The organism is Roseofilum acuticapitatum BLCC-M154 (assembly GCF_030068475.1).
In the GTDB taxonomy this organism is placed as follows: Bacteria; Cyanobacteriota; Cyanobacteriia; order Cyanobacteriales; family Desertifilaceae; genus Roseofilum; species Roseofilum acuticapitatum.
In genome coordinates, this window is record NZ_JAQOSP010000006.1 from 291,329 (window position 1) to 314,302 (window position 22,974).

The window sequence follows — 22,974 nt, forward strand, 5'->3', positions numbered from 1 at the left end:
TAGTTATGAGAAAAACTGTAATTTACTTCAGTGAACAAAATCAACAAGCTCTGATAGAAATTGTTCATCTGACTGGCAAATCTGAACAGGAAGTAATTACTTCTGCGATTGAAGAATTGATCGAGAGTTACCAGAATAAAAAGCGCTTAGATTTAATGCGTCAAGCTAGGGGGATGTGGCAAGCAAGAGAGGATATTCCTAATCTACATACGCTCAGAGAAGAGTGGGATCGTTAAGGAAGAAAATGAACGAACAATTATTAATCAATGAAAATGGAATACGATCTTTCAAGACTAAAAAGAAGACCTAATCCTTTTGCCAAGCAGTTAAAAAAACAAGTGACTCTTTCTTTGAGAATTGAGGTCATTGAATATTTTGAAGCTATGGCTCAAGAGCAAGGAATCTCTTGTCAGGAGCTAATCGATCTTTATTTGCAAGATTGTATGACTTCAGAGCGCAAACTATCTTTCAGTTAGCCTATAATTAGAACAACAGTATCAGAAAAACCTTCGCGAGGTTTAGAAACCCGGTTTCTGGGAGAAACCGGGTTTCTCTGGTTCCTAGGGAATTGATTTGTGGGTATTCTAGATTTGGGTATAACCCGCCCCTACTGGCGACTGATCTTTGAGGCTAAATATGATTAAAACCATTTCATGAATTAAATTATCTCGCATACCTGCCATCAATGACCAAGGCTGAGGATACTGTTGACGTAGAGACAGGGATAAACGTTTGGTTGCCTCACCGATAATCAGGAGTTGAAAAACGATCGCCGATTGGGTCTTCTCATCCGCTAAAAAGTCCTGTCGAGTCAGACCTTGCTTAAATTGATTAATTTTTTCAGCCGCTCGTTGAATGTCGAAGAGCGTTTCTTGGTCTCTACTTGGTATGGGTCTGGTCGGTATAAACCACTTGGGCAGTGGAGAGGATTTCTTGGCGACGGATGGGGTTTGGGCTGCGTAAAATGGCTCGTTTACTAATTAAATCAACTTTACGATGCAAAATGGATTGTAATTCCTGTTGCATTTGGATATGGTCAAATAAACTCCAATCGGCATCATCAGCAAAGGCAATGAGCAGATCAATATCGCTATCGGCATGAAAGTCATCGCGCAGGATAGACCCAAAGAGGGAGAGTTCTGTCACCAACCAGTGCTGGCAAAAGCGGTTAATTTGCTCTTGAGGCCAATCAATATGTCGATCAATGGGACTCGATAGAGAGTTCATGGATACAGCATTTCCTGCGGCAGGGTAATGGGGGTTCTGCGATTATAACGGTTCATCACGGTAGCGGGGCGGGTTTAGGGAATTGATTTGTGGGTATCCTAGATTTGGGTATAACCCGCCCATTGTTAATTGTTAATTGATCTTAAATCCAGGTGTTGAACCACATGCGTAGACGGAAGGCTTGGGGGGAGAGGGGGAGTCCGAGGGTGATGGGGAGCCAAAAGAGAAAGGCGATCGCCATCATCCCTAAAGTGATTATAGCTAACTGCCGAAATTTTGGCTGCTCATGATACAGCCAGCTCTCCAAAATAACACTGAGGGCTAGAATGGAAAAGAGGAGAGCGCCCATGTAATGATAGAGAAATACACAGCGACTGACTAAGCTCCAGGGGAGCCAGTTGGCGAGATAATTGAAGCCGAGATAGAGGGAGAGATTGAAGAGAGTGGGGGATTGATGACGTTGTAATAGACACAGGGATAGGGTGGCGATCGCCAAGGTTGCACCCCACCATAATAAGGGATTTCCGAAGGCGTGAACATCAAAAATCACTTGCCCATCGTTAACGGCTTGATAATAATAGGCTACGGGACGGATTAAAAAGGGCCAACTAAACCAAGAGGAGCAATAGGGATGGACTTCTTCACCGCCACCAATGCGGTTATGATAGCCGATAATTTCCCCTTGCATCTGCCAGAAACTATACTCAGGATTGAGCTGAAGATGGGGAATCCAAACTAGGGCATAGGTGAGATAGGGTAGGATGAAGCCATAGAGGGGAAGTGACCACAGCTTGAACTCGGCGGCGCGATCGTACCATGATAGATTGGGAGATAAATGGGGAGATTGGCGATCGCCCTTACCCCAACCTTCCCAGAGCTTAATCGCGACAATTACGCCCCAAAATCCCAGCCAAAACCCCAACCCATTCCACTTCACCGCAGCCGATAATCCAAAACTTATCCCCGATAAAATCAGCCCTAAAATGCGCCATTGATTAACAGATTGCAAAGCCCATAATCCGAACACCTGGCCGAGCAATCCAAATAATACTAAATAAATATTGATTAATGCATAGCGAGATTCAACTAAAAACAAGCCTTCTATGGTCATTAATCCCGCCGATAAAAGGGCATAACTTTTGCGGTGGGTTAACTGATAACTGAGCCACGCAACCACCAAAGGAATCAACGATCCGGTGAAGGCATTAAGCCAGCGATAGCTAAAGGGAGAGCGCAGGGAACCGGTTAAATCATTGGTGACTGATGGATCGCCCCAAGAAAAGTAATCTGATAGTGCCATTCCCACGGCAATCAGATACTTTCCCAGGGGAGGATGGGCATCAAATAACGGCGCTTTGTCTAAATAATTTTGGGCAAATTTGGCAAAATAAACTTCATCAAAAACCAGAGTATTAAATCGGTTTAATCCCCAAAATCGTAATCCTAAAGCTATGATCCACAGCAGCAATAAACCGCCGCTAAACCAGGGAAGAGTTGATCCAATGGTAGTCGGATGAGATTTGGACATGGGGAATGGGGAATGGGGAATGGGGAATAGTATAGCGCTTGGCGCTAGGCAAGAGGCAAGAGGCAAGAGGCAAAAGGTTGTATGGGTTAGGGTCTAAGACTTCAAGCTGTACTCCATAGAAGAGAGAATTGCTATTTAGATCTCATTTTTGGGTAATTAAGCATATCTTTATATTTATTCATCCAGAAAATTGGCACTCTGAGATACACTATAAATGGCTGATTGACGATGATACAAAAATAAATGTTTTAGCGAGTCAACATTACGATTTATAAACAATCGAGCCATTTATAAGTTTTTAATTAACGCTTATATTTCTGGATTGCCTAACTGGAGGTCTGATTAGCTGTGGTGTCTATTTCCCAATTCCTAACCGATGGAACAGTGTTCCCTGATTCACAACCGATTCCCGAAGTTTCTTTACTAGAAAAAGATGGGGATCGAGACCAAGAATCTGGGGATCAAGTTAATTTAGGAGTCTGTGTGACCATTCACGGTCACTTCTACCAGCCGCCCCGCGAAAATCCCTATCTGAATGAGATTGAGCGCCAACCGAGTGCTGCCCCTTCTCACAATTGGAACGAGCGAATCTATCATGAATGCTATCGTCCCAATGCCTTTGCGAGAGTGCTAAATGACCGGGGTGAAATCATTGGGATCATCAATAATTTTGAGTATCTGAGCTTCAATATTGGCCCCACCTTAATGGCTTGGTTAGAGCGCTACGATCGCCAAGTCTATGAACGGATCATAGAAGCCGATCGCAAAAGTTGTCAGCGCTTAGGCGGCCATGGCAATGCGATCGCCCAAGTATACAACCATATCATCATGCCCCTCGCCAACGAACGGGATAAATACACCCAAATTCGCTGGGGGAAAGATGACTTCAAATCCCGGTTTGGGCGCGATCCCGAAGGCATGTGGTTAGCAGAAACGGCGATCGATTATCCCACCGTTGAAGCCTTGATTAATGAGGGCATTAAATTCACCATCCTCGCCCCCTCCCAAGCCCAAACCTGTCGCCCCCTACCCACCCAAGACAACCCCGATCCCGAATGGTACGATGTGGCCGACTCCGGCATCGATCCCACCCAGCCCTATCGCTGTTTTATCGCCGATGGTCGTTACTTAGATATCTTCTTCTACGATGGCCCCATCTCCAGCGATATGGGCTTTAGCGATGCCCTCAGTAGCTCTTACGACCTGAGCGAACGCCTAGCCCATGCCATCCACACGGACGATCGCCCCAGCCAAATTATTTCCGTCGCCACCGACGGCGAAACCTTCGGCCACCACAAAGGCGGAACCGAAAAAACCCTCGCCTATGCCTTCTTGCGGGAATTTCCCGACCGAGGCTGGAACATCAGCAACTTTGGCCACTATCTCAGCCAACATCCCCCCACCTGGGAAGTCCAACTTAAACCCGTCACCGCTTGGAGTTGCTCCCATGGGGTCGGACGATGGCAAGAAGATTGCGGATGTGCCAGTGGGGGCGGATGGCATCAAAAATGGCGCAGACCCCTGCGAGATGCCCTCAACCATTTGCGGGATGAATTGGTGGACATTTATGAAACCCAGGGATATGAGATCTTTCAAGACCCCTGGAAGGCACGGGATGAGTATGTGGAAGTCATTAATAACCGCCATTGGGATAATGTGGATCGCTTTTTAAGCCATCATCAAACCCATCCCCTAGAACCGAGCGAACAGATCAACGCCTTACGCTTACTGGAAATGCAGCGCCATGCTCTGTTAATGTTCACCAGTTGCGGCTGGTTCTTTGAAGAAATTTCTCGACCGGAAGGCACGCAAATTTTAAGATATGCAAGTCGGGCGATCGAGTTGGCAAGGGAAGTGACGGGTAAAGATTTAGAAACCGATTTTCTCAGTCAACTCGCCCAAGCTCCCAGTAATGTCGATATCTTTGGAACCGGAGCAGGAGTCTATGACAAAAATGTGATTACCTCCCAAGTGAACTTAGAGCAAGTCGTCGCCCATTTTGCCATTAGTTCCCTGTTTAATAGCTATCCAACTGCTCACAAAGGGCTGTCTATTACCCAGGAAAAATCCAGTCCCTCAGAGAAAGAGTTTTGCCTCTACTGTTATTTGGTGGAACAACAGGATTATCAACTCCAGCGCATGGGTTCTCTGATGTTAGCGGTGGGAGAAATTAACCTCACCTCTGAAGTCACCAGGGAAGGGGGCCATTTTGTGTTTGCTGTCCTTCATTTAGGAGGATGGGATTTCCATTGCTGCGTGCAACCGTTCTCGAACCGTCGATCCTATCTATCGATTAAAGAAAGTCTGTTTAATTCACTGCAACAGGCGAGTGCTGCTAATGTAATTTTAGGCATGGCTGAGTGGTTTGGCGACCAGACGTTTAGTTTAGACAATCTGTTTGCAGAAGAGCGGCTAAGGATCATGACCCTTTTGACCCAGGAAACCTTAAACCGGGTGGATCAGTTGTATACCCAAGTGTATCGGGATAATTATGGGGTATTACGGGCATTTCACCGGGACAATCTGCCCCCACCGGCAGAGTTACAGGTAGCCGCAAGTATGGCGTTGTCCCAGCGCTGTTTGAGTCTGTTGACTGCTCTGAAACCGGACAATTTTGCCTCACCAGAAGGGTTGAGTTTGCTGCTAGAATTGGAGGCGATCGCCAAAGAAGCCAAATCTCTCCATTGCCATCTCACCATTCCTGATGCTCAAGACCTCCTAGAGCGCCTAACCTTACTCGGCTTTTGGGAAGTGCTGCAAAATGAAGACCCCACCAGCTTAAATTATCATCTGGAGCGCTTAGAGCGATTGATCGACCTATCCTCTAGTTTGCAGGTGGGATTATGCTTAACTCGCTGTCAAGAGCTATACTTTAGTTATCTGCACAGTAAGATCATTCCTCGCTGTTTTGGTATCCCCACCTCTTCCTTAAATGACTCAGAGGGAGGCGATATCCTAGAGAGCGCGGAGACCCCAGTTCAGATGACCTTGGACTTACCCCAAAGCCGTCGCCTGCTGCGTCTGGGCCAAACTCTGGCCATTGATGTTAGCGTATGGTTAGAACGCTTAGAGTAATGTCCTAACCCCTTGAGCAGCTCAAAGGAGAGTCGAGCTATGAAACGTTCCCATCGCCAAACCCGGAACTTATTTATCCCCAAATGGGGCCTATTATCGAGCATAAACTGGAGACGGGGCGGGTTATGGTGGGTATTTATACCTCTGTCGGGGGCGATCGCCATTTTCTGGAAACCCATGGCAAACCCAGATACCCTCAATCAGATGGGAAACAACATTTCCAGCAATCTTCAGACTCTCCTGAGTCCCATCACTCCCTATATCAATACCCTGCAAGATACCCTGGAAAGGGTGCAAAATATCGATCCCGTCCAACCCTCCCTTGCTCGACCAGAGGAAAGCGAAGAATTTGACTCCACCTTACCCACAGGCTCAGATATTTTAAGCGACTCAGAACTCCAACAGGTAATAGCCGCTTTATCCCTAGAAGAAATTGGTCAAGAAATTGAAAGTTTATCCCCTCCTTCCCTCTCCGTTTCTTTTGACCTTTCCCCATCTACCCCAAAGGGAAAAAATCAGAAAAAAAGTCCTTTGTCCGCTTCCCATCCTCTAGTTTCTTCTGTTCCCTACTGGAGTCGAAAACCGGCTCAACCCGAACCAGAGGAAAACAAGGATAATAGTAACAGTTATCTGTATCCAACCGTCACATCTATCCTCAACCCAGACAAGGATGAGCAAGTAGAGTCAGTTGACTCCAATTTACCCACCTATACGTCCAGTATCTTCACACCCAACTTAACCACCAAAGTCACCACCAAAGTCACCTCTAGCCCTCAACTGCCCCAAACCAGCCTATCGCGCTATTCTCCCCCACAAATTCCTACTTCTTCCTCTGCTTCTCCCTCAGAGCCTCGGAGTTTTGGTTATAGTCGCTTATCTCCTTTTGTCAATACCGATAACGAATTAACACCACCCAATCCTTTCAACCCTCAACCTCAATTCACCGCTCCTTCTGGCTCCATTCGTCCCAGGGGATATGGTTTGATTGAGCCAACAACCTCACTCAGCAATCAGCAATAAGGGCAATTCCCTATTCATGGAAACATCCGTTATTTCTTTACCGCCCCAACTGGCTCTCAAAATCAACTTAACCGATGAACAATTTTGGCAACTGTGCCACGAGAATGACCATTTACAATTTGAGAGAAGCGCTCAAGGGGAATTGATTGTCATGCCACCGACTGGAGGCAATACCAGCGAGCGTAATTCTGATTTAAACTTTCAATTATGTGCTTGGAATCGGCAAACTAAACGGGGTAAAGTCTTTGATTCTAGCGGATGTTTTCAACTGCCCAATGGAGCTAATCGCGCTCCCGATTCTTCTTGGGTACAACTAGAGCGATGGAATCAGTTGACTGAGGAAGAAAAAGACCGATTTGCGCCTTTATGTCCCGATTTTGTCGTTGAACTAATGTCTCCGAGTGACAGTTTACCAAAAACTCAAGCTAAAATGACCGAATATCTGAACAATGGAGCGCGGTTAGGCTGGTTGATTAATCGCAAACGGCGACAAGTGGAAGTGTATCGCCCTCAGCAGGATGTGGAAATTTTAGATAATCCGCAAACGGTATCCGGAGAGTCTGTTTTACCGGGTTTTGTCTTGGATTTAGCGACGATTTGGTAATCTTAGCGAGCAAGATGGGTAATCTTAGCGAGCAAGATGGGTAATCTTAGCGAGCAAGATGGGTAATCTTAGCGAGCAGGATGGGTAATCTTAGCGAGCAGGATGGGTAATCTTAGCGAGCAAGATGGGTAATCTTAGCGAGCAAGATGGGTAATCTTAGCGAGCAAGATGGGTAATCTTAGCGAGCAAGATGGGTAATCTTAGCGAGCAAGATGCTCGCACTCCTGGCTTTATATCAAGTTCGCTTATTCATGTCCGCGAAGCGGAAATACCCTAATTAAAAATCCAGGGAGCAAGATGCTCCCACTCCAGTCATATCAAAGAATTCGAGGAGCGCGGGCATCTTGCCCGCTTCTTAACAAATTTTCATGTCCGCTTGCGGAAACCGGACTTGATATTACACTATCCACTGATGAGAGCTTCCACAAATTCATAGCTGGAAAAGGGACGTAAATCTTCAATGCCTTCTCCTGCACCGATAAAGCGGATAGGTAACCCAAGCTGTTGGGAGACGGCTAGAGCCACACCCCCTTTAGCTGTGCCATCTAATTTGGTTAAAACGACTCCACTGAGTTGGGCAACTTCGGCAAAAACTTGGGCTTGACGTAAGCCATTTTGACCGAGGGTGGCATCTAAAACTAAGAGGGATTCTACTTTGGCATCGGGGGCTTTTTTGTCAATGATGCGGCGGATTTTGCTGAGTTCTTCCATGAGGTTTTTCTTGTTTTGCAGTCGTCCAGCCGTGTCTACGAGTAAGAGGTTTACTTTTCGCGATTGTGCGGCGGTGATAGCATCATAAACGACTGCCGCCGGGTCTGTGTTTTTACCAGGATTGGCAATCACATCGGTTCCGGTGCGCTCTCCCCAAACTTTGACTTGTTCTACGGCGGCGGCTCGGAAGGTGTCGGCTGCACCGATTAAACATTGATAGTCGGATTTTGTGGCTAAGTGCGCTAATTTACCAATAGTGGTGGTTTTGCCGACTCCATTGACTCCGGTTAACATCCAGATATTGAGGACATCTGGTTCTGGGGCAAAGGTTGTATCGTAGGCTTTGCCACCGGGATAGTCGAGAATATCACGGAGGAGTTGCTTTAAGTAGGCGATCGCCTGTTCTGGCGGTAAACTTTCTTCGCGCAGTTTGGTTTGTAATTGTTCGATGATGCGATCCGTTGCTTCAACGCCTACATCTGCCTGTAATAGCAAGGATTCGACTTCTAAAACGGCGCGATCATTCAGCGGCCCTTGACCCACAACCGCCTTTAATTGATTAATCAATCCGCGCCGGGTTTTGCCCAATCCCTGGCGCAACTGTTGTAACCAATTAATCTCTTCTACGGACACTTCATCCGGTCGTCTGCCTTGTTTCGCGAGTACCTCAGCCGACCAAAGGAAATCTTCATCTAACTCTTCAGGTGCGGGAGAACGGCGCGGTTTTTCTTCCGGTTCGACTGTTTCAACCGCCTTTTCTTTTAGCTCTTCTAACCGCGCTCCCCGCTCCGCTTTAGCTCGCTCTAGGAAAGAGAGGGGGGCTGGAGTGGGTTCAGGTTCGGGTTCTGGCTCCGGCTCTGGTTCGGCTGTACTCTCAACTTCTGCTTCCGGTTCACTTTCAGGTTCTGACTCCGGTTCCGGTGCGGTGGTACTCTCAACCCCTGCTTCGGGTTCCGAGGGTTCAACCACAGGTTCCTGGTCTTCAGGTTCTTCAGGGGGTACTTCTGCTTCCGGTGCTTCTACTTTCTCCTCGACTTCAGAAGACTTTTCGGCTTCTTGTTGTTGAATATTTTGATAAGCCGCCTTAGCCCAAGCCAGATAATCTACACCCTCTTGGGTTTTCTCTGGTTCAGCCTGTTCCGGTTGCTCTGACTGCTCCGGTTGGGGTTCAGGAGCAGGTGCAGGGGACTCAGAGCGATTAAACTGGCGGCGAAACCAATTAAAGACCATAGGATTACGTGCAGATGGTAGGAGGAACAGTGAGAGCGTAACCTACAGTGTACCATTGAGCGTTAGACAAAAGTAAGGATTGGCGATCGCCAATTCTCCTAACCACCCGCCAACCCAGTCCCATGAATTCATCCTTAATTGTGCTTAAATCGTCCTAGAAAAACCAGTCATCTGGCGCTGTCTGGTGCGAGCATCAAAGATAGAAGCAATATTTCTGATCAGCAATCTACCGGTTGGGGTCACCTCAATTTTATGCCCATTCAACCGCACCAATCCATCCGCTTCGAGTAAACGTAACTCCTCAATTTCTCTGGCAAAATATTCATCCAACTCTAGATCGAAATGCAAGTGATACTTTTCTTCGATCGTATTTTTGCAAAGCTCAAATTGGCACATCAACTCCATAATTACTGCCCTGCGGATGATATCATCTTGAGACAGGCGAACTCCTTTTTCAATCGGCAGAATACCCTCATCAATTGCTCGATAGTAGTCTTTTAGCTTCTTATGATTCTGAATATAGACATCCTCAAGCATACTAATCGAAGTCATGCCAAAAGCAAATAAATCGGATTCCGGTTTAGTCGTGTATCCCTGAAAGTTTCTGTGCAGCTCTCCAGCTTTCTGAGCCTGGGTTAACTCATCATCAGGCTTGGCAAAATGATCCATGCCAATAAACACATATCCTCCCTCTGTCAATTCTTCAATAGTCATTTGAAAAATATCCAGTTTTTCCGATGGTTCAGGGAGAGCATCAAAGGGGATTTTTTTCTGAATCGGTTTCATCCAAGGCACATAGGCAAAGTTGAAAATTGCCACGCGATCGGGATCGAGTTTGATAGTCTTATCAACGGTATTCTTAAACGTTTCCAGATTTTGAAAAGGCAGTCCATAAATCAGATCGACATTCACACTGTCAAATTCTGCTTCTCGAATCCAACTCATTACATCAAAGAGCATGGATTCGGGTTGCACCCGATTGATCGCTTCTTGAACTTGAGGGTTAAAATCCTGGATGCCAAAACTAATCCGATTGAAGCCTAAGCTTCTTAAAAAAAAGATCCCATTCCTATCGATATATCGAGGATTGATTTCTATGGAAATTTCAGCCTCTTTATCGAAATTAAAATTCTCCTGAAATTGCTCCCACAAGAACTCAAGCTGATTGAAATTCAAATAGTTAGGTGTTCCTCCTCCCCAATGGAGCTGATTAACTGTTCTTTTGGGTGAAATTAGGGAAGACACCTGAGCAATATTCTGGGCAACGCGGTTCAAATAAGGATCGGCAATTTTTCGATTTTTGGTGATTAGAGTATTGCACCCACAAAAATAACAGGCACTTTCGCAAAAGGGAATATGGCAGTAAAGGGAAATGGGTGTTTTTTTATGATTCCCAACGGCGATACTTGTTCTAAAATCCAGATCGCTAAAATCAGCTTTAAGTTCTGTTGCAGGAGGATAACTGGTATATCGGGGTAGGGGTTTATCGTATTTTTTGAGTAAATTGGAGTCAAATTTTACGGTTGCTGTTTGTGGCATAATTTTTATGACCTTAATTATCTGGGTTTGGGGTTTTCAAATCTTGTTATCGTTCAGGGACTTGGAGCAAAAGAGAGTATTGGATACCATGGCAAGTCCCTGACCCACAGGGCTAATATCAATGCCCAAGAAAAATACTTATTCGGCGGCTGCGACTAACTCAACGGAGCTTTGGCCGGGTGTCCTTTCGGTACTGCCGGGTTTATCCTGTCGGGTGATCAAATCGAATACATGATCGCCGATCGCCTCTTTGACTGCTGGTTCGAGTTCGTGGAAAACATTACGGTTGAGTCGAAAGGCTAAATTAGCCTCATCAACAATCTGTTGAGCCAAGGTATCATCAACCGGCAGTTCATTCAGAGCATCGCGGTACTTCCCTTTGAAGGCTCTTCTGGCTTCAACCGTGGGAATTTGGTCAAATTCATGGAGTCCAGTTCCCTTATCTGGGGGCAAATCCAACGCTGAACGGACAATATTTCTCAACGCCTGACCGCCAGAAAGATCTCCCATGTAGCGAACGTAACAATGAGCCACTAAAAGAGCGGGTTCAGTATTAGCAACTTCCTGGATACGGTTAACATAATTTTGCCCTTCGGGTGAAGGAGCGATCTGGGCTTGCCAATTTTCCCCATAGTAATAGGCCAGATCTTCCTCTAATTTCGCTTTGCGCTCTAGTTCCGGGAAATAAATGGGGGCGATCGCCGGATGATCTTTGTGGCGCTGCATTTCTTCTTCCAGGGCACTATAGAGGAAATACAAATCTGCGGTTAACAGGCGAAAAGGCTCCCGTTCCACAATTCCTTTGAGAAAACACTTCATAAAGGCCGTATTTTCAGCCATAGTATGGGATTCTTTCGTTCCTTCCCGCAGTTGACTGGCTAGATTACTACTCATGGTTCGTATCTCTTAAAAGTAAACTACTTTTTTGCTGAGGTTTGATAATTCAATTACTTTATAGCGATAGATCTCTTTCAGCAAGCCAACCGTATTAAAACTTAATAAATCCCTCCTTCATTTGGACTTCGCGGACAGACCCTAAAAACCTAGGGAGCAAGATGCTCCCGCTTCTCTTATCCAATTACCCGAAATTGAGATTAAAGTCTGACTCATGACTCAGACTTCTCTTCCTTCAGCAACGTCACCACCCGACGCAATACCCCATTAATAAACCGATATTCCTGTTCGCCACTATAGCGTTTAGCTAACTCCACCGCCTCATTAATCGCAATCCGTTCATTCAAGTTAACGTACAAAATTTCCGCCACCGCAATCCGGAGAATATCCTGATCGATATGTGCAATGCGCTCCAACTGCCAATTCACCATCGCCTTAGAGAGCAGAGCATCCAACTCCTGACGGTTTTGACTCACGCGAGAGATCAACTCTAGGGCATAATCTTGAACCGACTTTTGATCCCGACATTGATGGAGAAGTTCTGGGAATTCCATGGCACTTCCCAAGCGATTGATCGCCGTCTGAGTCAATTCAATCGCCTCTTTAACCATCGCCCTAGAGCTGGCAATATTAGGCGCTACCGTTTCACTATCCAAAAGGCGATCGTTTCCCCGTTGCAATTGGGCCGATGCCATCTCCAAAGACTCCGAAGCCTCTGTTTGCAACGTCTTCACCGCCGCTAACATCATACCTTCAAGATTTTGGGTGTCCTTTCCCCGATAATTAGAAACCTGGGAAAGACTCAGCAAAGCAAGCTCACGAGCAATTTGGCGGGGTTGCATAATCCTTAACAGCCGAAGATGGCCCTTCTAACACTACTCAACTTCAGAAGATTCCTCAAGGGTCAAAGAAACGGCTAGGCCGAGTTTTTCACCCGGATTCTCCATTGACTGAGAATTCTTCCGATCCTCTAGTGTATATCCTGATTGGCCCTTCGCAGGAGCAAGTAATCCTGCCGTAGGGTTAACAATACCAGCCGAGACCACCACCTTAAAGGCATCCTCAATAGAAATCGCTAAATTGATTACATCCTTCTCCGGCACGATCGCATACCATCCGGTGGTAGGGTTCGGCGTTGTCGGGATAAACACATTAATCATGGGGTCAGGAAACTTAGAGCGCAACTCTGGACTGACTGGCCCGGTCACAAACCCCATTGACCATAGACCCTCACGGGGATATTCCACTAACACCACTCGCCGAAACTTATCCTTAGAATCTTTGAGCAGGGTTTCCAACAATTGCTTTAAGGTCTTGTAAACGGAACCGGCTAGGGGAATAGCCTGAACAATGCGCTCCCCCACATCCAACAGCCAGCGGCCAACAATATTCCGAGCCATCAAACCAATGATGAGAATACTCAGTAAGGGGACTGCCAGTCCGACGACCAAATTGAGAAGATTAACTAAAATCGGATGCAGTCCATCAAAGGGGTTCACCTGTTTGGGAATCCGAGTTAAGACATTGACAACCCAACTGGCAATGGTAATCGTTAGCCAGATTGTGGTTGCTAATGGAATTACCACCAGCAACCCAGCAATCAAATCATTCTTCAAATCTTGCTTCAAGCGTTGGAACACAAAGATTCTGTACTCAGGGAATAGGGAATAGGCATTGGGGAATAGGCATTGGGGAGAAACCCGCTTTCTAGCCCGACTCCCGAATCCTGACTCCCCATCAAGATGATCCCCACTATTGGCTATCTTAAAACACTTTGCGAGGAATCTGTGAAACCGCCGACGAATTGATGGCTATCTACACGAAGGACAACCCAGGGGAAGCAAGGGAGACTCATTCGCTCACGTTGACTTCTTGAGGGGCTAGAGAAACCTCTTTTTGAGTGTTCTGGGCAGAATCTTCCTGTGGCTTTAGACGTTCTAGATCTAACTCAGGAACGGGTAAATACTGCATTTCCCAGGTCTTCAATAAAATGAGATATTCATAAAAAGCCTGGAGGGTACACCAAGCTAAACCGGGTGAACCATCCCAACATCCCCCTAAAACAAAATACATATAGAAGAATCTTACAATGGGTCGAAAGGGCAGACGCAAGGATAAATCTTTGAGCGCTCGTCTTCTGGCGACTTCGGTTTTGCCAAAGACTAACTCGGCCCAATTGACTTTTCCCTTTTCGAGTTGACGGATGGTTTCGGCTGCTTCATCGGTGGAATAGCGGTTATGTTTTTCGATCCAGCGACTTAAACCTTTACTACAGGTATAGTGGGGATAGGTTTCTTTGAGAAATCCTGTGGGGCCATCACAGACTTCTCGTTCTGTATGACCATAGTCACTAAACCACACGCGATCCGGGCGCAGTAGGCGTAATTGATACCGAGGATACTGGGTACTGTGACGAATCCAGCGATTCATGAACATGACTCGCTCGGCCACATAATAGCCTACCTTGTCGGCGGATTTAATCGTTTCTAAGCACTCGTTAAATAGCTCTGGGGTCATGCGCTCGTCGGCTTCTAGGATGTAAATCCAAGGATGTTTAGCGGGGACTTCTTGGAGCATCCAAGTGCGTTGACGGCCGTGGCTTTCAAATTTATGTCCAATAACACGGACGGGATAACGCTGGGCAATTTCGACGGTGCGATCGCTACTGAGGGAGTCTACCACAATCACATCGTCTGAGAGGAGGGCTGACTCAATACAAGGGCCAATATCGAGTTCTTCGTTATAGGTGAGGATATAAATAGAGAACATTTTCAGTCAATCTGAGCTAACACTTCAGGGGCATGGGGTGTAAAAAACCGATCGCTCCCTCCTATACATTTCCAGGTGTCGGCGATCGGTCAAAACAGAAGTCTTTTACCGACGGCGTTTGCGTTTTCCACCGCCTCCAAGCTGCATCCCCGTTAAACCCACGCCTAGATAGCCCACAGCTAACAAGGCCCCGTTGATCGATTGAGACATGGATTTGACCGTGGTCACTTGGGCCCGCTCTTCTCGTTGTGCTTTTTCTTGCTCAATTTGACTTCTGGCTCGTTGGGGCAGGGCGTTGACCTGATCGTTAATGAAACTATCGATCGCACCCGGATCGCTCTTAAACTGTTCTAGCAATCTGGCTTGTTCCTCTGGTGCTTCTGAGAGAGCTTGTTGGAACTGCTCCTCATTACTAATTAAGGTATTAATCTGAGTTTTAAACTGTTCGCGACGCTGATCCAAACCAGCCTGAAATTGAGGATTAGTCAATTGCGCGTCTAATTGTTCTTCCGCTTGTTGAGCTTGAGCTTCCAAATTCCGCAGGGCGCGATTACGACTACGAACGGTATCGATACTATGGAGAGGAACCACCAAAAGATATACGACCCCTAAAATTAGAGAGACTAAGACAGCAGTTGAGCGTAACATTCCTTGTTTAGAACCGCTTGTTCCCTCTGAATCTTTGATCCAAATTCCGCCCAAAAGTAGAGCCACTCCAACCAAAGGAATCACACCCCGGTCAATAAACTGACTGGTAAAGTTCAGTCTCCATTGGGGACTCAGAAGGTTGGGAGGAATGGCGATAATCAGAATATCAATAATAAACGAGACAATCATGACTAAGCCCACCAGTTGCAGTGACCGGGAGGCTAGGGGAGAGATAGGGTTGCTACTTGCTTTCATATTAAATAGTTACGTTTTGCGATCGGAGTTGAGAGACCCTTGAAGATGCCCTGAAGTCATGGACTAGGATGACCAGAACCAGGATAGCATCGAAGACCGGTGAACTGGCAAAAGTGAATACAGCCCAGGGACTCGATTGGCGTGCTAGTTATATTACAGTTTAATTGAGCGTTATTGTATTAATTATCCTCACAGGGTTCAGGTATCTCATGATTTCTAGTTTTACTCTAATTTTGGCAAACGTCTATGGTGCGATCGCTCTCTTAACATTAGGACTCGGTTTCTGGGGGCAACCCGCCCTTGCTCGCATGTCTTCTCCCCTATGGCTTACTCAAGAAGACAGCCCTAATGATGCCCTAGAAGAGGCACAAAAGTATAACCAGCAAGGAATTGAGCTGATGAGATTAGGCGACTATGCTGAAGCCGTAGATGCTTTTCAACAGGCCCTGGAAATTTATCCCAATTCAGAGAAAATTTATTCTAATTTAGGCATTGCTCTAGGCCATAATAGCCGGTTTGAGGAAGCTGTAGAGGCTTTTCAGGAGGCTCTGAAGATTAATCCCCAGAATTGGGAGACCTATAATAATTTGGGCATTGCTCTGGGAAGCCAGGAAAAGTACGATCAAGCCCTGGCAGCTTTTCAAGAGGCGATTAATCTCAATCCCAATGCGCCCATGTCCTACCATAATTCAGCCGTAGCCTATATCAAACAAGAGCAATGGGAAGAGGCGATTATTTCCCTAGAAGCTGCCCAAGAGCGTTATGCGAACTTAGGCCAAACTGAGGTCGTTGAGTTAATCGATCGCGTTTTATCCGATTTGCGCGATAAACTTGAGGAATAAGCAATAGTCCTTATTCCCCCATCTCCTCTCCCTTATCTTGGAAAACATTAACCAAGTAGGGGGAAAGCTCATAATTGAGTTGTCCCGCTTTGATAAACTCGGCATAAGTATCTGCTTCGATCGCCAGAAGTTCCTCCCGCAATTGTTCAATGGCATATTCTCTCGTTTCGGGATGTTGTTGGCGCAGTTCTTGAATTTTGCTCTCTAACTGTTCTAATTCTCCTTGTACCAGAGCCGCTTGATAGCGGTAGTATTCTGGCTCAATTTCCGGCCGTTGTTTACCCGATGTCAAGGTTTCCATCACCCGGTTGAGGGCGACTCGACGGGCTACGGCTTCTAAATATTGTCGTCTCAGGGGTTCATCACCGAGCAGGTTTAAGCTTTGTAAGAGGGGTTTAATGGTTAAGCCTTGCACCAAGAGGGTAAAGAGAACCACACCAAAAACAGTAGCGCTGATTTGATCTCGTCCTTCTAGGGCAATGGGTAAACTAAGAGCTAGGGCTATGGAAACGGAGCCACGCAGCCCTCCCCACCAGAGGACGGTTTGCTCTTTCCAATTGATATCTACTTCAGTGATAATGTTACTGAAGGTTCCTAAGCCATAAATGGCGATCGCCCGCGTCACAATCATCGCCCCAATGGTAATCAGAATCTCGTCAAAATTTTCTATTAGACTAGAAACTTGCATCTGATCGCCAATGAGCAAAAACACAATCGAGTTCACAAAAAAGGCCAAAAATTCCCAAAACTCACTCACAATCACGCGGGTTCGGGGATTCATACCAATGCGGGAGCCAAAGTTACCTAAAATTAAGCCCACGGTCACCACACCAATGACCCCCGAACCGCCCACTTCTTCAATGAGAATATAGGTTCCATAGGCAGAAATTAGGGTTAAAGATTGTTCCACTAAGGGTAAATCAAAGCGTTGGGTGAGATAGGAAATCCCAAAGCCAATTAACCCACCAATGCCTAATCCTAAACCGACAAAAACCACAAATTGAACAATACTAGCTTGTAGGTTAAATTCTTCGATCCCTAGGGGAATACCGACGAGCAAACTAAAGGCAACAACGGCTACCCCATCATTAAACAGGCTTTCCCCTTCCATCACCACACTCAGGCGTTTCGGTGCGCCCAATTCCCGGAAGAGAGCGACGACGGAAACGGGGTCAGTTGCCGAGAGACTAGCCCCCAACAGCAGAGCCGTGGCTAGGGGTAAGCCAGTGAGTTGATTGACTCCGAACCCGATACCGAGGACAGAAATAGCTACACCGAGGATAGCAAACAGGCTAATGGGAACAATATTTTTCTTCAGTCCTGACCATTTCAGGTTCCAAGCGGCTTCAAAGAGTAGAGGAGGAAGGAAAATGGAGAGGATCAGCTCTGGGGAGAGGTTGACCAAGCGCACATCCACGAGAGCGAGTCCGAGTCCGACGATGACTAGGAGCAGGGTGTAGGGAATCTGGCGAAACCAAGGAACGATTTGGGGTAAGGTGGCAACGCTGAGGGAAACAGAGAGAACCAGGAGAAATTGCTGAAGGTTCGCGGCGATCGCTCCCTGTTCTTCTGCTACAGTCGCTATCAGCATAGTCAGGTACTCCACAGGCTTAAAACAGGGTTATTGTATCCAACCCTTGGGGAGTTGGCTAGAATCCCCAAGGATTAGGCTGGGCCCACCCAAACTAATCTAAATCCGCAGAAGAGCGACGGCGACGACGGCGACGGGTTTCTGGAATATCCTCACCCATCTCACGATCCTCAACATCCATCAGATCATTTTCCTCCTCCGAAGCCTGGGAACTCACCTCTTGCTCCCCACTCGAAGACATCCATCCCCAATTACCTTCCACTTTAGCAACCTCATCCTTATCCAAATTTGGGGTCACCTCCTCCAGATCTTCTAGATTACCCTCCTCGGTTACCGTCAAATTCTCAGAATCATGAGCATCGACTAAATTCACCTGGATAATCGTAGACTTAGGATTTTTGCTCTCTCCATTCGGCAACAGCACCAGGGGAGAAATGCCCATCAAAGCATAAACATCTTGCTCTTCCGTGGTCATAGAAACCGTCACCACCTCTGGAGGCACATCTAAAGATCGACCCCCTAAACGCTTGCGGGGACTGCTCGGTTTATCCCAATAGTCTTTGCGAGCAGAAAAGCCCGTATCCGAACGAACAGGACGCGCTCCTTCCTGGAGAGCCGTTCCCGAAAACTCCGCCCCACTGCGATAGGTGGCCGGCTCAGGATAGCCATATCCCCCCTGCTCCTTCGCATCAGGACGACGGCGGCGGGTACGTCGGAGCGTTCCATCCTCATCCCCCCCAAAGCCTTCTGGCAAGTCATCTATACCCGGAGCGCTACGCAGGGAAGAGGGGTCAGCATAACTCGGACTCGGATCGACAGTCGCAGCAAAATCATTAACCAACTCTGGCTTAACCGTCGGAGTTTCTGGAAGGCGCATTTCTGGGGGGGGAATTTCCCTTCCCACGACTGGATAGGAGCGATCCTGTAGAGCTGTAGGCGGGTCTTCCGTTTCCCCTGGCAGGGCCGCCAAATGGCCTAAACCATTACAGGTTTTACAGGTATGGCCAAACAGCTCATAAATATTTTGTCCCTGCCGTTTACGGGTTAACTCTACCAAACCCAATTCCGACAGTTGAGCCACTTGGGGGCGAGCCTTATCCGCTAAAAGCGCTTCTTCAAAATGTTGTAGCACCCTTAACTGATCTTTGCGGGAGTCCATGTCAATAAAATCGACAATAATCACCCCGGCAATATTCCGTAGACGCAATTGGCGGGCAATTTCCGTAGCCGCTTCGCAGTTTGTCCATAGCACCGTTTCGCGGGCTGTTGCCGAACTGGTAAAGGAACCAGAGTTCACATCGATCACCGTTAGGGCTTCCGTTGGCTCAATAATCACATAGCCTCCAGAAGGCAAATCTACCCTCGGTTTCAGGGCTTCTCGGATGGCCGCATTTACCCGGAAATATTCCAAAATTGAAGTTTTTTCCCGGTGATGGTCAATGAGGATACCCGACGGAGTTTTACCGCCATTCCAGTTCATGATTTGTTGTTTGACCCGCTTGAGACCGGTATGGGAGTCTACCACAATGCGATTGACATCATTGCTGTACATATCCCGGAGGACGCGGACAATAAAATCATCATCTCGACCCAATAGGGCGGGGGGCGCGGCGGAACTGGCTTCGGCTAAAATGGATTCCCAACGAGTGAGTAATTCTTCTAGATCTTCCATGATCGCTTCTTCCGCCATCCCTTGGGCTTCTGTCCGCACCAGCAAACCCATACCGGCTGGTTTAATCAGGATGGCCAAGGCTCGTAGGCGCGATCGCTCCTGAGACCCCATGATCCGGCGCGACAGATTCACCCCCCGTCCATAGGGCATCAGCACCAGATAGCGACCCGGTAAAGTAATATTCCCCGTTAATCGGGGCCCCTTAGAACCCGTAGGCTCTTTCATCACCTGTACCAGCACCTTTTGTTGGGGAACCAGTAGCTCCGTAATCGTTCCTGAACCCCGTTTAAGCCTCAGAGGGCCCAGATCCGTCACATGAATAAATCCATTTCTCTGAGCATCGCCAATATTCACAAAGGCCGCATCAATACCTGGCAAAACGTTCTCCACGCTACCCAGGTAAATGTCTCCGACTTGATGACTTCCTGTGGCGACTACAAGTTCTTGGATTTGGTCTTCTTCAAAAACCGCAGCTAATCTATGCTGCTCGGCGATAATAATTTGCTTTGGCATCCAATTTCCTCAAATTATCCATGTCAGTAATTAAGTAAGCAGCGTTAAACTAAGCCGGACAGTCGCCTGTCCGACTCGTCTTCAAAACCGGACGTGAGACTTTCACCTCATCCGGCTCCTTAATTGAACGGTTCTTGTCTCGAATACTAATCAAGTCCGCAGCAGTTTTGCGGTCATGGCAATGCCGATGGAGTAACTGCTTGTTGTCTCTACGATTGCTACCACCCAAGGCTTTGGGGATAACGTGGTCGATTTCCATCAAGTCTCCATCTCTAAAGTATTGTCCACAGTAATTGCATTTTCCTTTCTGTTGCTTAAGCAGAGCGGCTTTTTCGTTGGGCATCTCAGGATGTCTACCCATTCGACTACTCCAGTAAGTTAAGTCCCCATCGTATGTACTCTTCATTCCCTTGACCTTGACGTGCCTAACAATTTTAGTGTCAGAGTGACAAGTAAGTTTTATGAAGGAGTCTTCATACCGAACTCCGAAAACCCAATTTCTGTTGCCCTCTGAGTGCCAATACTTGTTGGTTACCCATTGGGCGCTTTTGTTAGGGTGTCGTCTTTTAGCCCATCGTCTAAGTTGTTGATAGAGAATGTTATCACAGTATGAGAACACTTCCTTGCTTACCACAGTGGAGAAGTAGTTACTCCAGCCCCTGATAATGGGATTGAGTTCCTTAATCAGAGCTTCTTGTGGTGCGGATTTGTGTCTCGCTATGACCTCACCCAACTTTTTGATGTGGGCTTTGACTTTCTCTTTGTTCGGTTTTATGAGGGTTTTGAAGCCAAGCGTTTTCCCTTTACACTTCCCTGAGTGATGGAGACCAACGTGATATTGGGAAATGTTGAATCCCAGGAAATTTAGGTCTCTTTTACCATTTCGGGTATGGGTGATTTTGGTTTTGCTTGGCTTGAGTTCGAGTCCCATTTCTGCTAACCAATCACTGATAATTAGAGAACAATCGTTAATAACTTGTTCATCTTTATGCATGACCACGAAGTCGTCTGCATATCGGATGAGAGACAAAGTTTCTCGATTGACCCGTTTCTCTCCTTTTAAGGTTTCTGCGTATAGCTTTACCTTTTCTTCCATACCGTGTAAGGCAATGTTGGCTAAGAGCGGACTTATGACCCCTCCTTGCGGTGTCCCTTCTTCGGTAGAAAACCAGGAATCTCCGTAGATTACTCCAGATTTTAACCACGCTTTGATTTGTCGTCTTGACGTAGGATATGTCTGTAGCTTCTCCAGTAGTCTTTTGTGATTGATTTTATCGAAGCATTTGGCGATATCAGCATCCAGCACCCATTTGGGTTTGTACCTAATTGCGTTAAAAATGGCTCCGATTGCGTCATGGGCTGAACGTCCTGGTCTGAACCCGTAACTGTTCGGTTCAAACTTAGCTTCCCATTCAGGTTCCATCGCTTGTTTTACTAACGCTTGGCGGGCGCGTTCTTCCATCGTTGGGATACCCAAAGGGCGTTTCTCGTTTGTTCCAGGTTTAGGAATCAGAACTCTACGGGTTGGTTTGGCTTTGTGACTAAGTTTCAGATTGGTTGCCAAGGTAAGTCTCTGGGCAGGGGTGAGGGATTTAACTCCATCAATCCCCGCCGTCTTATTACCTTGGTTGTCCTGTGAGACTCGTCTTACTGCCATTAGCTTCCCGTACCAGGAGTTAATGAGTAGTCGTTGCAATCTGTGGACTAACTTGACCTTGCCCTGTTGACTAGCTTTGAATATTCGCTTTTGGAGCTTGAAGACGCATCGTTCGACTTTACGCCAATCGATGTCTTTCCATTCATACATTGGATTAAAATCCGTGTTCATGACTTATTCACTCTTAATTAAGACTATTCAATCCATTCAATCGGACTCACGTCAGCTTATCCAAATCATTACAACTTTTGGCATTTGCTTCTTGAGTCATCCTTCCCCTATAAACCTTGCGCTGGTTACTGCTCAAGCGAATCGACCTTGCCTGAGAGATTTATAGGGGTTACTTCGTTCCCAATTTCCGTTTCTTAGTTTTAGGGTCTCTCTGTCTACCGAATCCTTGTGAATGTTCCCAGTTAAAAGCGCAAAAACTTCTGGCACTTTGGATTATTGACATTTTGTCTGTTGCCAATAAACCGAGTAGGCAACTTGTTCTTAACGATAGTTCAAACGAGAGTTCGTACTCCTACCCATAACTAAATGCTAGGCGGGATTCTCTGTCGGATTCAGAGTTACCGCCGTTTAACCCCGCTTCACCCTTGAGGATTACCAGTTCCCAAGAATGGGGGCTATGCTGTCACTCCAACATCTAGAGGGATGGACTTTCACCATCACGGAAATTGAGTTGTCAAGGTTCCTTAAAATCCTTGCTCTGCCTACACTTCAGCCATTAAGCGGCTTCCATTTTCGCAGAAACGAGTCGCACTTACGCATTAAACTTGTCTCGCTGGTGTTCTGGGTTCCTCACCGCAAGCCGATCGCAGGGGAAAAGAGCCTCACCCCGGTTTACTGCACAACCGACGGGCAAGTTTCTTATAATGAAAGCCTGAACAATCGGTCATGGGACTGAAACACAATACCCCATTGCTTTAGGGATTCTCCGCCCCTTATGTTTGATCTCCAAAAACTGTGACCCGATCATGAGGTCATAAATAGCTATTGTACCAAACTTTGGCTCATGAGGAATGGGGGAGTGGGGGAATGGGGGAATGGGGGAATGGGGGAATGGGGGGATGGGGGAGTGGGGGACTGGGGGAGGGGGGGGGGTGTGCCGGGGTGAGGGTGCTGGGGTATGTCGTGGTGGGTGTTGGTGAGTGGGGCTGTGGGAGGGGGGGGGGGTGGGGGGGTGTGGGGGGGCGGGT

19 protein-coding genes are annotated in these 22,974 nt (G+C 47.0%); 6 read left to right on the forward strand and 13 right to left on the reverse strand.

The window, feature by feature from the left end:
• Window positions 1–5 precede the first annotated feature (5 nt).
• Both PMG71_RS02115 and PMG71_RS02120 read left to right on the forward strand, forming a co-directional pair.
• Window positions 6–236 carry a hypothetical protein gene (locus tag PMG71_RS02115; RefSeq protein WP_283751988.1) on the forward strand — a complete coding sequence of 77 codons (231 nt, stop codon included), beginning with the start codon at window positions 6–8 and terminating at the stop codon, window positions 234–236.
• Between the two features lie 30 nt (window positions 237–266).
• Complete coding sequence (locus PMG71_RS02120) at window positions 267–476, forward strand: hypothetical protein (protein ID WP_283751989.1); 210 nt, start codon at window positions 267–269, stop codon at window positions 474–476.
• 108 nt (window positions 477–584) lie between these two features.
• On the opposite strand, the gene PMG71_RS23780 is transcribed toward PMG71_RS02120, so the two are convergent.
• From PMG71_RS23780 to PMG71_RS02130, 3 genes are all read right to left on the reverse strand, one after another.
• Window positions 585–920, reverse strand: a complete 336-nt coding sequence (locus PMG71_RS23780; protein ID WP_347179179.1) for a HepT-like ribonuclease domain-containing protein — start codon at window positions 918–920, stop codon at window positions 585–587.
• Window positions 880–1,227, reverse strand: a complete 348-nt coding sequence (locus tag PMG71_RS02125) for a nucleotidyltransferase family protein (RefSeq protein ID WP_283751990.1) — start codon at window positions 1,225–1,227, stop codon at window positions 880–882. The genes PMG71_RS23780 and PMG71_RS02125 overlap by 41 nt, the downstream gene beginning before the upstream one ends.
• A 142-nt stretch (window positions 1,228–1,369) precedes the next feature.
• The gene (locus tag PMG71_RS02130) at window positions 1,370–2,755 is read right to left on the reverse strand and encodes a dolichyl-phosphate-mannose--protein mannosyltransferase (RefSeq protein ID WP_283751991.1); all 1,386 of its coding nucleotides are present in this window, start codon (window positions 2,753–2,755) and stop codon (window positions 1,370–1,372) included.
• A gap of 348 nt (window positions 2,756–3,103) precedes the next feature.
• On the opposite strand from PMG71_RS02130, the gene PMG71_RS02135 reads away from it, so the two are divergent.
• The 3 genes from PMG71_RS02135 to PMG71_RS02145 are packed head-to-tail and all read left to right on the forward strand — an operon-like array spanning window position 3,104 to window position 7,454.
• A complete protein-coding gene (locus tag PMG71_RS02135) occupies window positions 3,104–5,830 on the forward strand; it encodes a DUF3536 domain-containing protein (RefSeq protein ID WP_283751992.1) in 2,727 nt (908 codons plus the stop codon).
• Between the two features lie 39 nt (window positions 5,831–5,869).
• Window positions 5,870–6,850, forward strand: a complete 981-nt coding sequence (locus PMG71_RS02140) for a hypothetical protein (protein WP_283751993.1) — start codon at window positions 5,870–5,872, stop codon at window positions 6,848–6,850.
• Between the two features lie 16 nt (window positions 6,851–6,866).
• Window positions 6,867–7,454 carry a Uma2 family endonuclease gene (locus PMG71_RS02145; RefSeq protein WP_283751994.1) on the forward strand — a complete coding sequence of 196 codons (588 nt, stop codon included), beginning with the start codon at window positions 6,867–6,869 and terminating at the stop codon, window positions 7,452–7,454.
• Between the two features lie 402 nt (window positions 7,455–7,856).
• Here the strand turns inward: PMG71_RS02145 and ftsY are convergent, their stop codons facing one another.
• The 7 genes from ftsY to hpsJ-B form a co-directional block, all read right to left on the reverse strand.
• Window positions 7,857–9,395 (reverse strand): signal recognition particle-docking protein FtsY, encoded by a 1,539-nt coding sequence (ftsY, locus tag PMG71_RS02150; protein WP_283751995.1) that lies wholly within the window; start codon window positions 9,393–9,395, stop codon window positions 7,857–7,859.
• A 144-nt stretch (window positions 9,396–9,539) separates the two neighbouring features.
• Window positions 9,540–10,934: an oxygen-independent coproporphyrinogen III oxidase gene (gene hemN, locus PMG71_RS02155; protein ID WP_283751996.1), complete on the reverse strand. Its 1,395-nt coding sequence runs from the start codon at window positions 10,932–10,934 to the stop codon at window positions 9,540–9,542.
• Window positions 10,935–11,072: 138 nt separating this feature from the next.
• Complete coding sequence (locus PMG71_RS02160; RefSeq protein ID WP_283751997.1) at window positions 11,073–11,828, reverse strand: biliverdin-producing heme oxygenase; 756 nt, start codon at window positions 11,826–11,828, stop codon at window positions 11,073–11,075.
• A gap of 212 nt (window positions 11,829–12,040) precedes the next feature.
• A complete protein-coding gene (gene nusB, locus PMG71_RS02165) occupies window positions 12,041–12,670 on the reverse strand; it encodes a transcription antitermination factor NusB (RefSeq protein WP_283751998.1) in 630 nt (209 codons plus the stop codon).
• 33 nt (window positions 12,671–12,703) lie between these two features.
• Window positions 12,704–13,468 (reverse strand): DUF502 domain-containing protein, encoded by a 765-nt coding sequence (locus PMG71_RS02170; protein ID WP_283751999.1) that lies wholly within the window; start codon window positions 13,466–13,468, stop codon window positions 12,704–12,706.
• A gap of 211 nt (window positions 13,469–13,679) precedes the next feature.
• Complete coding sequence (locus tag PMG71_RS02175) at window positions 13,680–14,597, reverse strand: glycosyltransferase family 2 protein (RefSeq protein WP_283752000.1); 918 nt, start codon at window positions 14,595–14,597, stop codon at window positions 13,680–13,682.
• Between the two features lie 105 nt (window positions 14,598–14,702).
• Entirely contained in the window at window positions 14,703–15,500 is a 798-nt protein-coding gene (gene hpsJ-B, locus PMG71_RS02180) for a hormogonium polysaccharide biosynthesis protein HpsJ (protein WP_283752001.1), read from the reverse strand.
• 209 nt (window positions 15,501–15,709) lie between these two features.
• Here hpsJ-B and PMG71_RS02185 point away from each other — a divergent pair, with 209 nt between their 5' ends.
• Complete coding sequence (locus tag PMG71_RS02185; protein WP_283752002.1) at window positions 15,710–16,342, forward strand: tetratricopeptide repeat protein; 633 nt, start codon at window positions 15,710–15,712, stop codon at window positions 16,340–16,342.
• A gap of 10 nt (window positions 16,343–16,352) precedes the next feature.
• Here the strand turns inward: PMG71_RS02185 and PMG71_RS02190 are convergent, their stop codons facing one another.
• The 3 genes from PMG71_RS02190 to ltrA form a co-directional block, all read right to left on the reverse strand.
• A complete protein-coding gene (locus tag PMG71_RS02190; protein WP_283752003.1) occupies window positions 16,353–17,933 on the reverse strand; it encodes a Na+/H+ antiporter in 1,581 nt (526 codons plus the stop codon).
• Window positions 17,934–18,027: 94 nt separating this feature from the next.
• A complete protein-coding gene (rne, locus tag PMG71_RS02195; RefSeq protein WP_283752004.1) occupies window positions 18,028–20,118 on the reverse strand; it encodes a ribonuclease E in 2,091 nt (696 codons plus the stop codon).
• A 49-nt stretch (window positions 20,119–20,167) separates the two neighbouring features.
• Window positions 20,168–21,946, reverse strand: coding sequence for a group II intron reverse transcriptase/maturase (gene ltrA, locus PMG71_RS02200; protein WP_283752005.1), 1,779 nt, complete (start codon window positions 21,944–21,946; stop codon window positions 20,168–20,170).
• Between the last annotated feature and the right edge of the window lie 1,028 nt (window positions 21,947–22,974).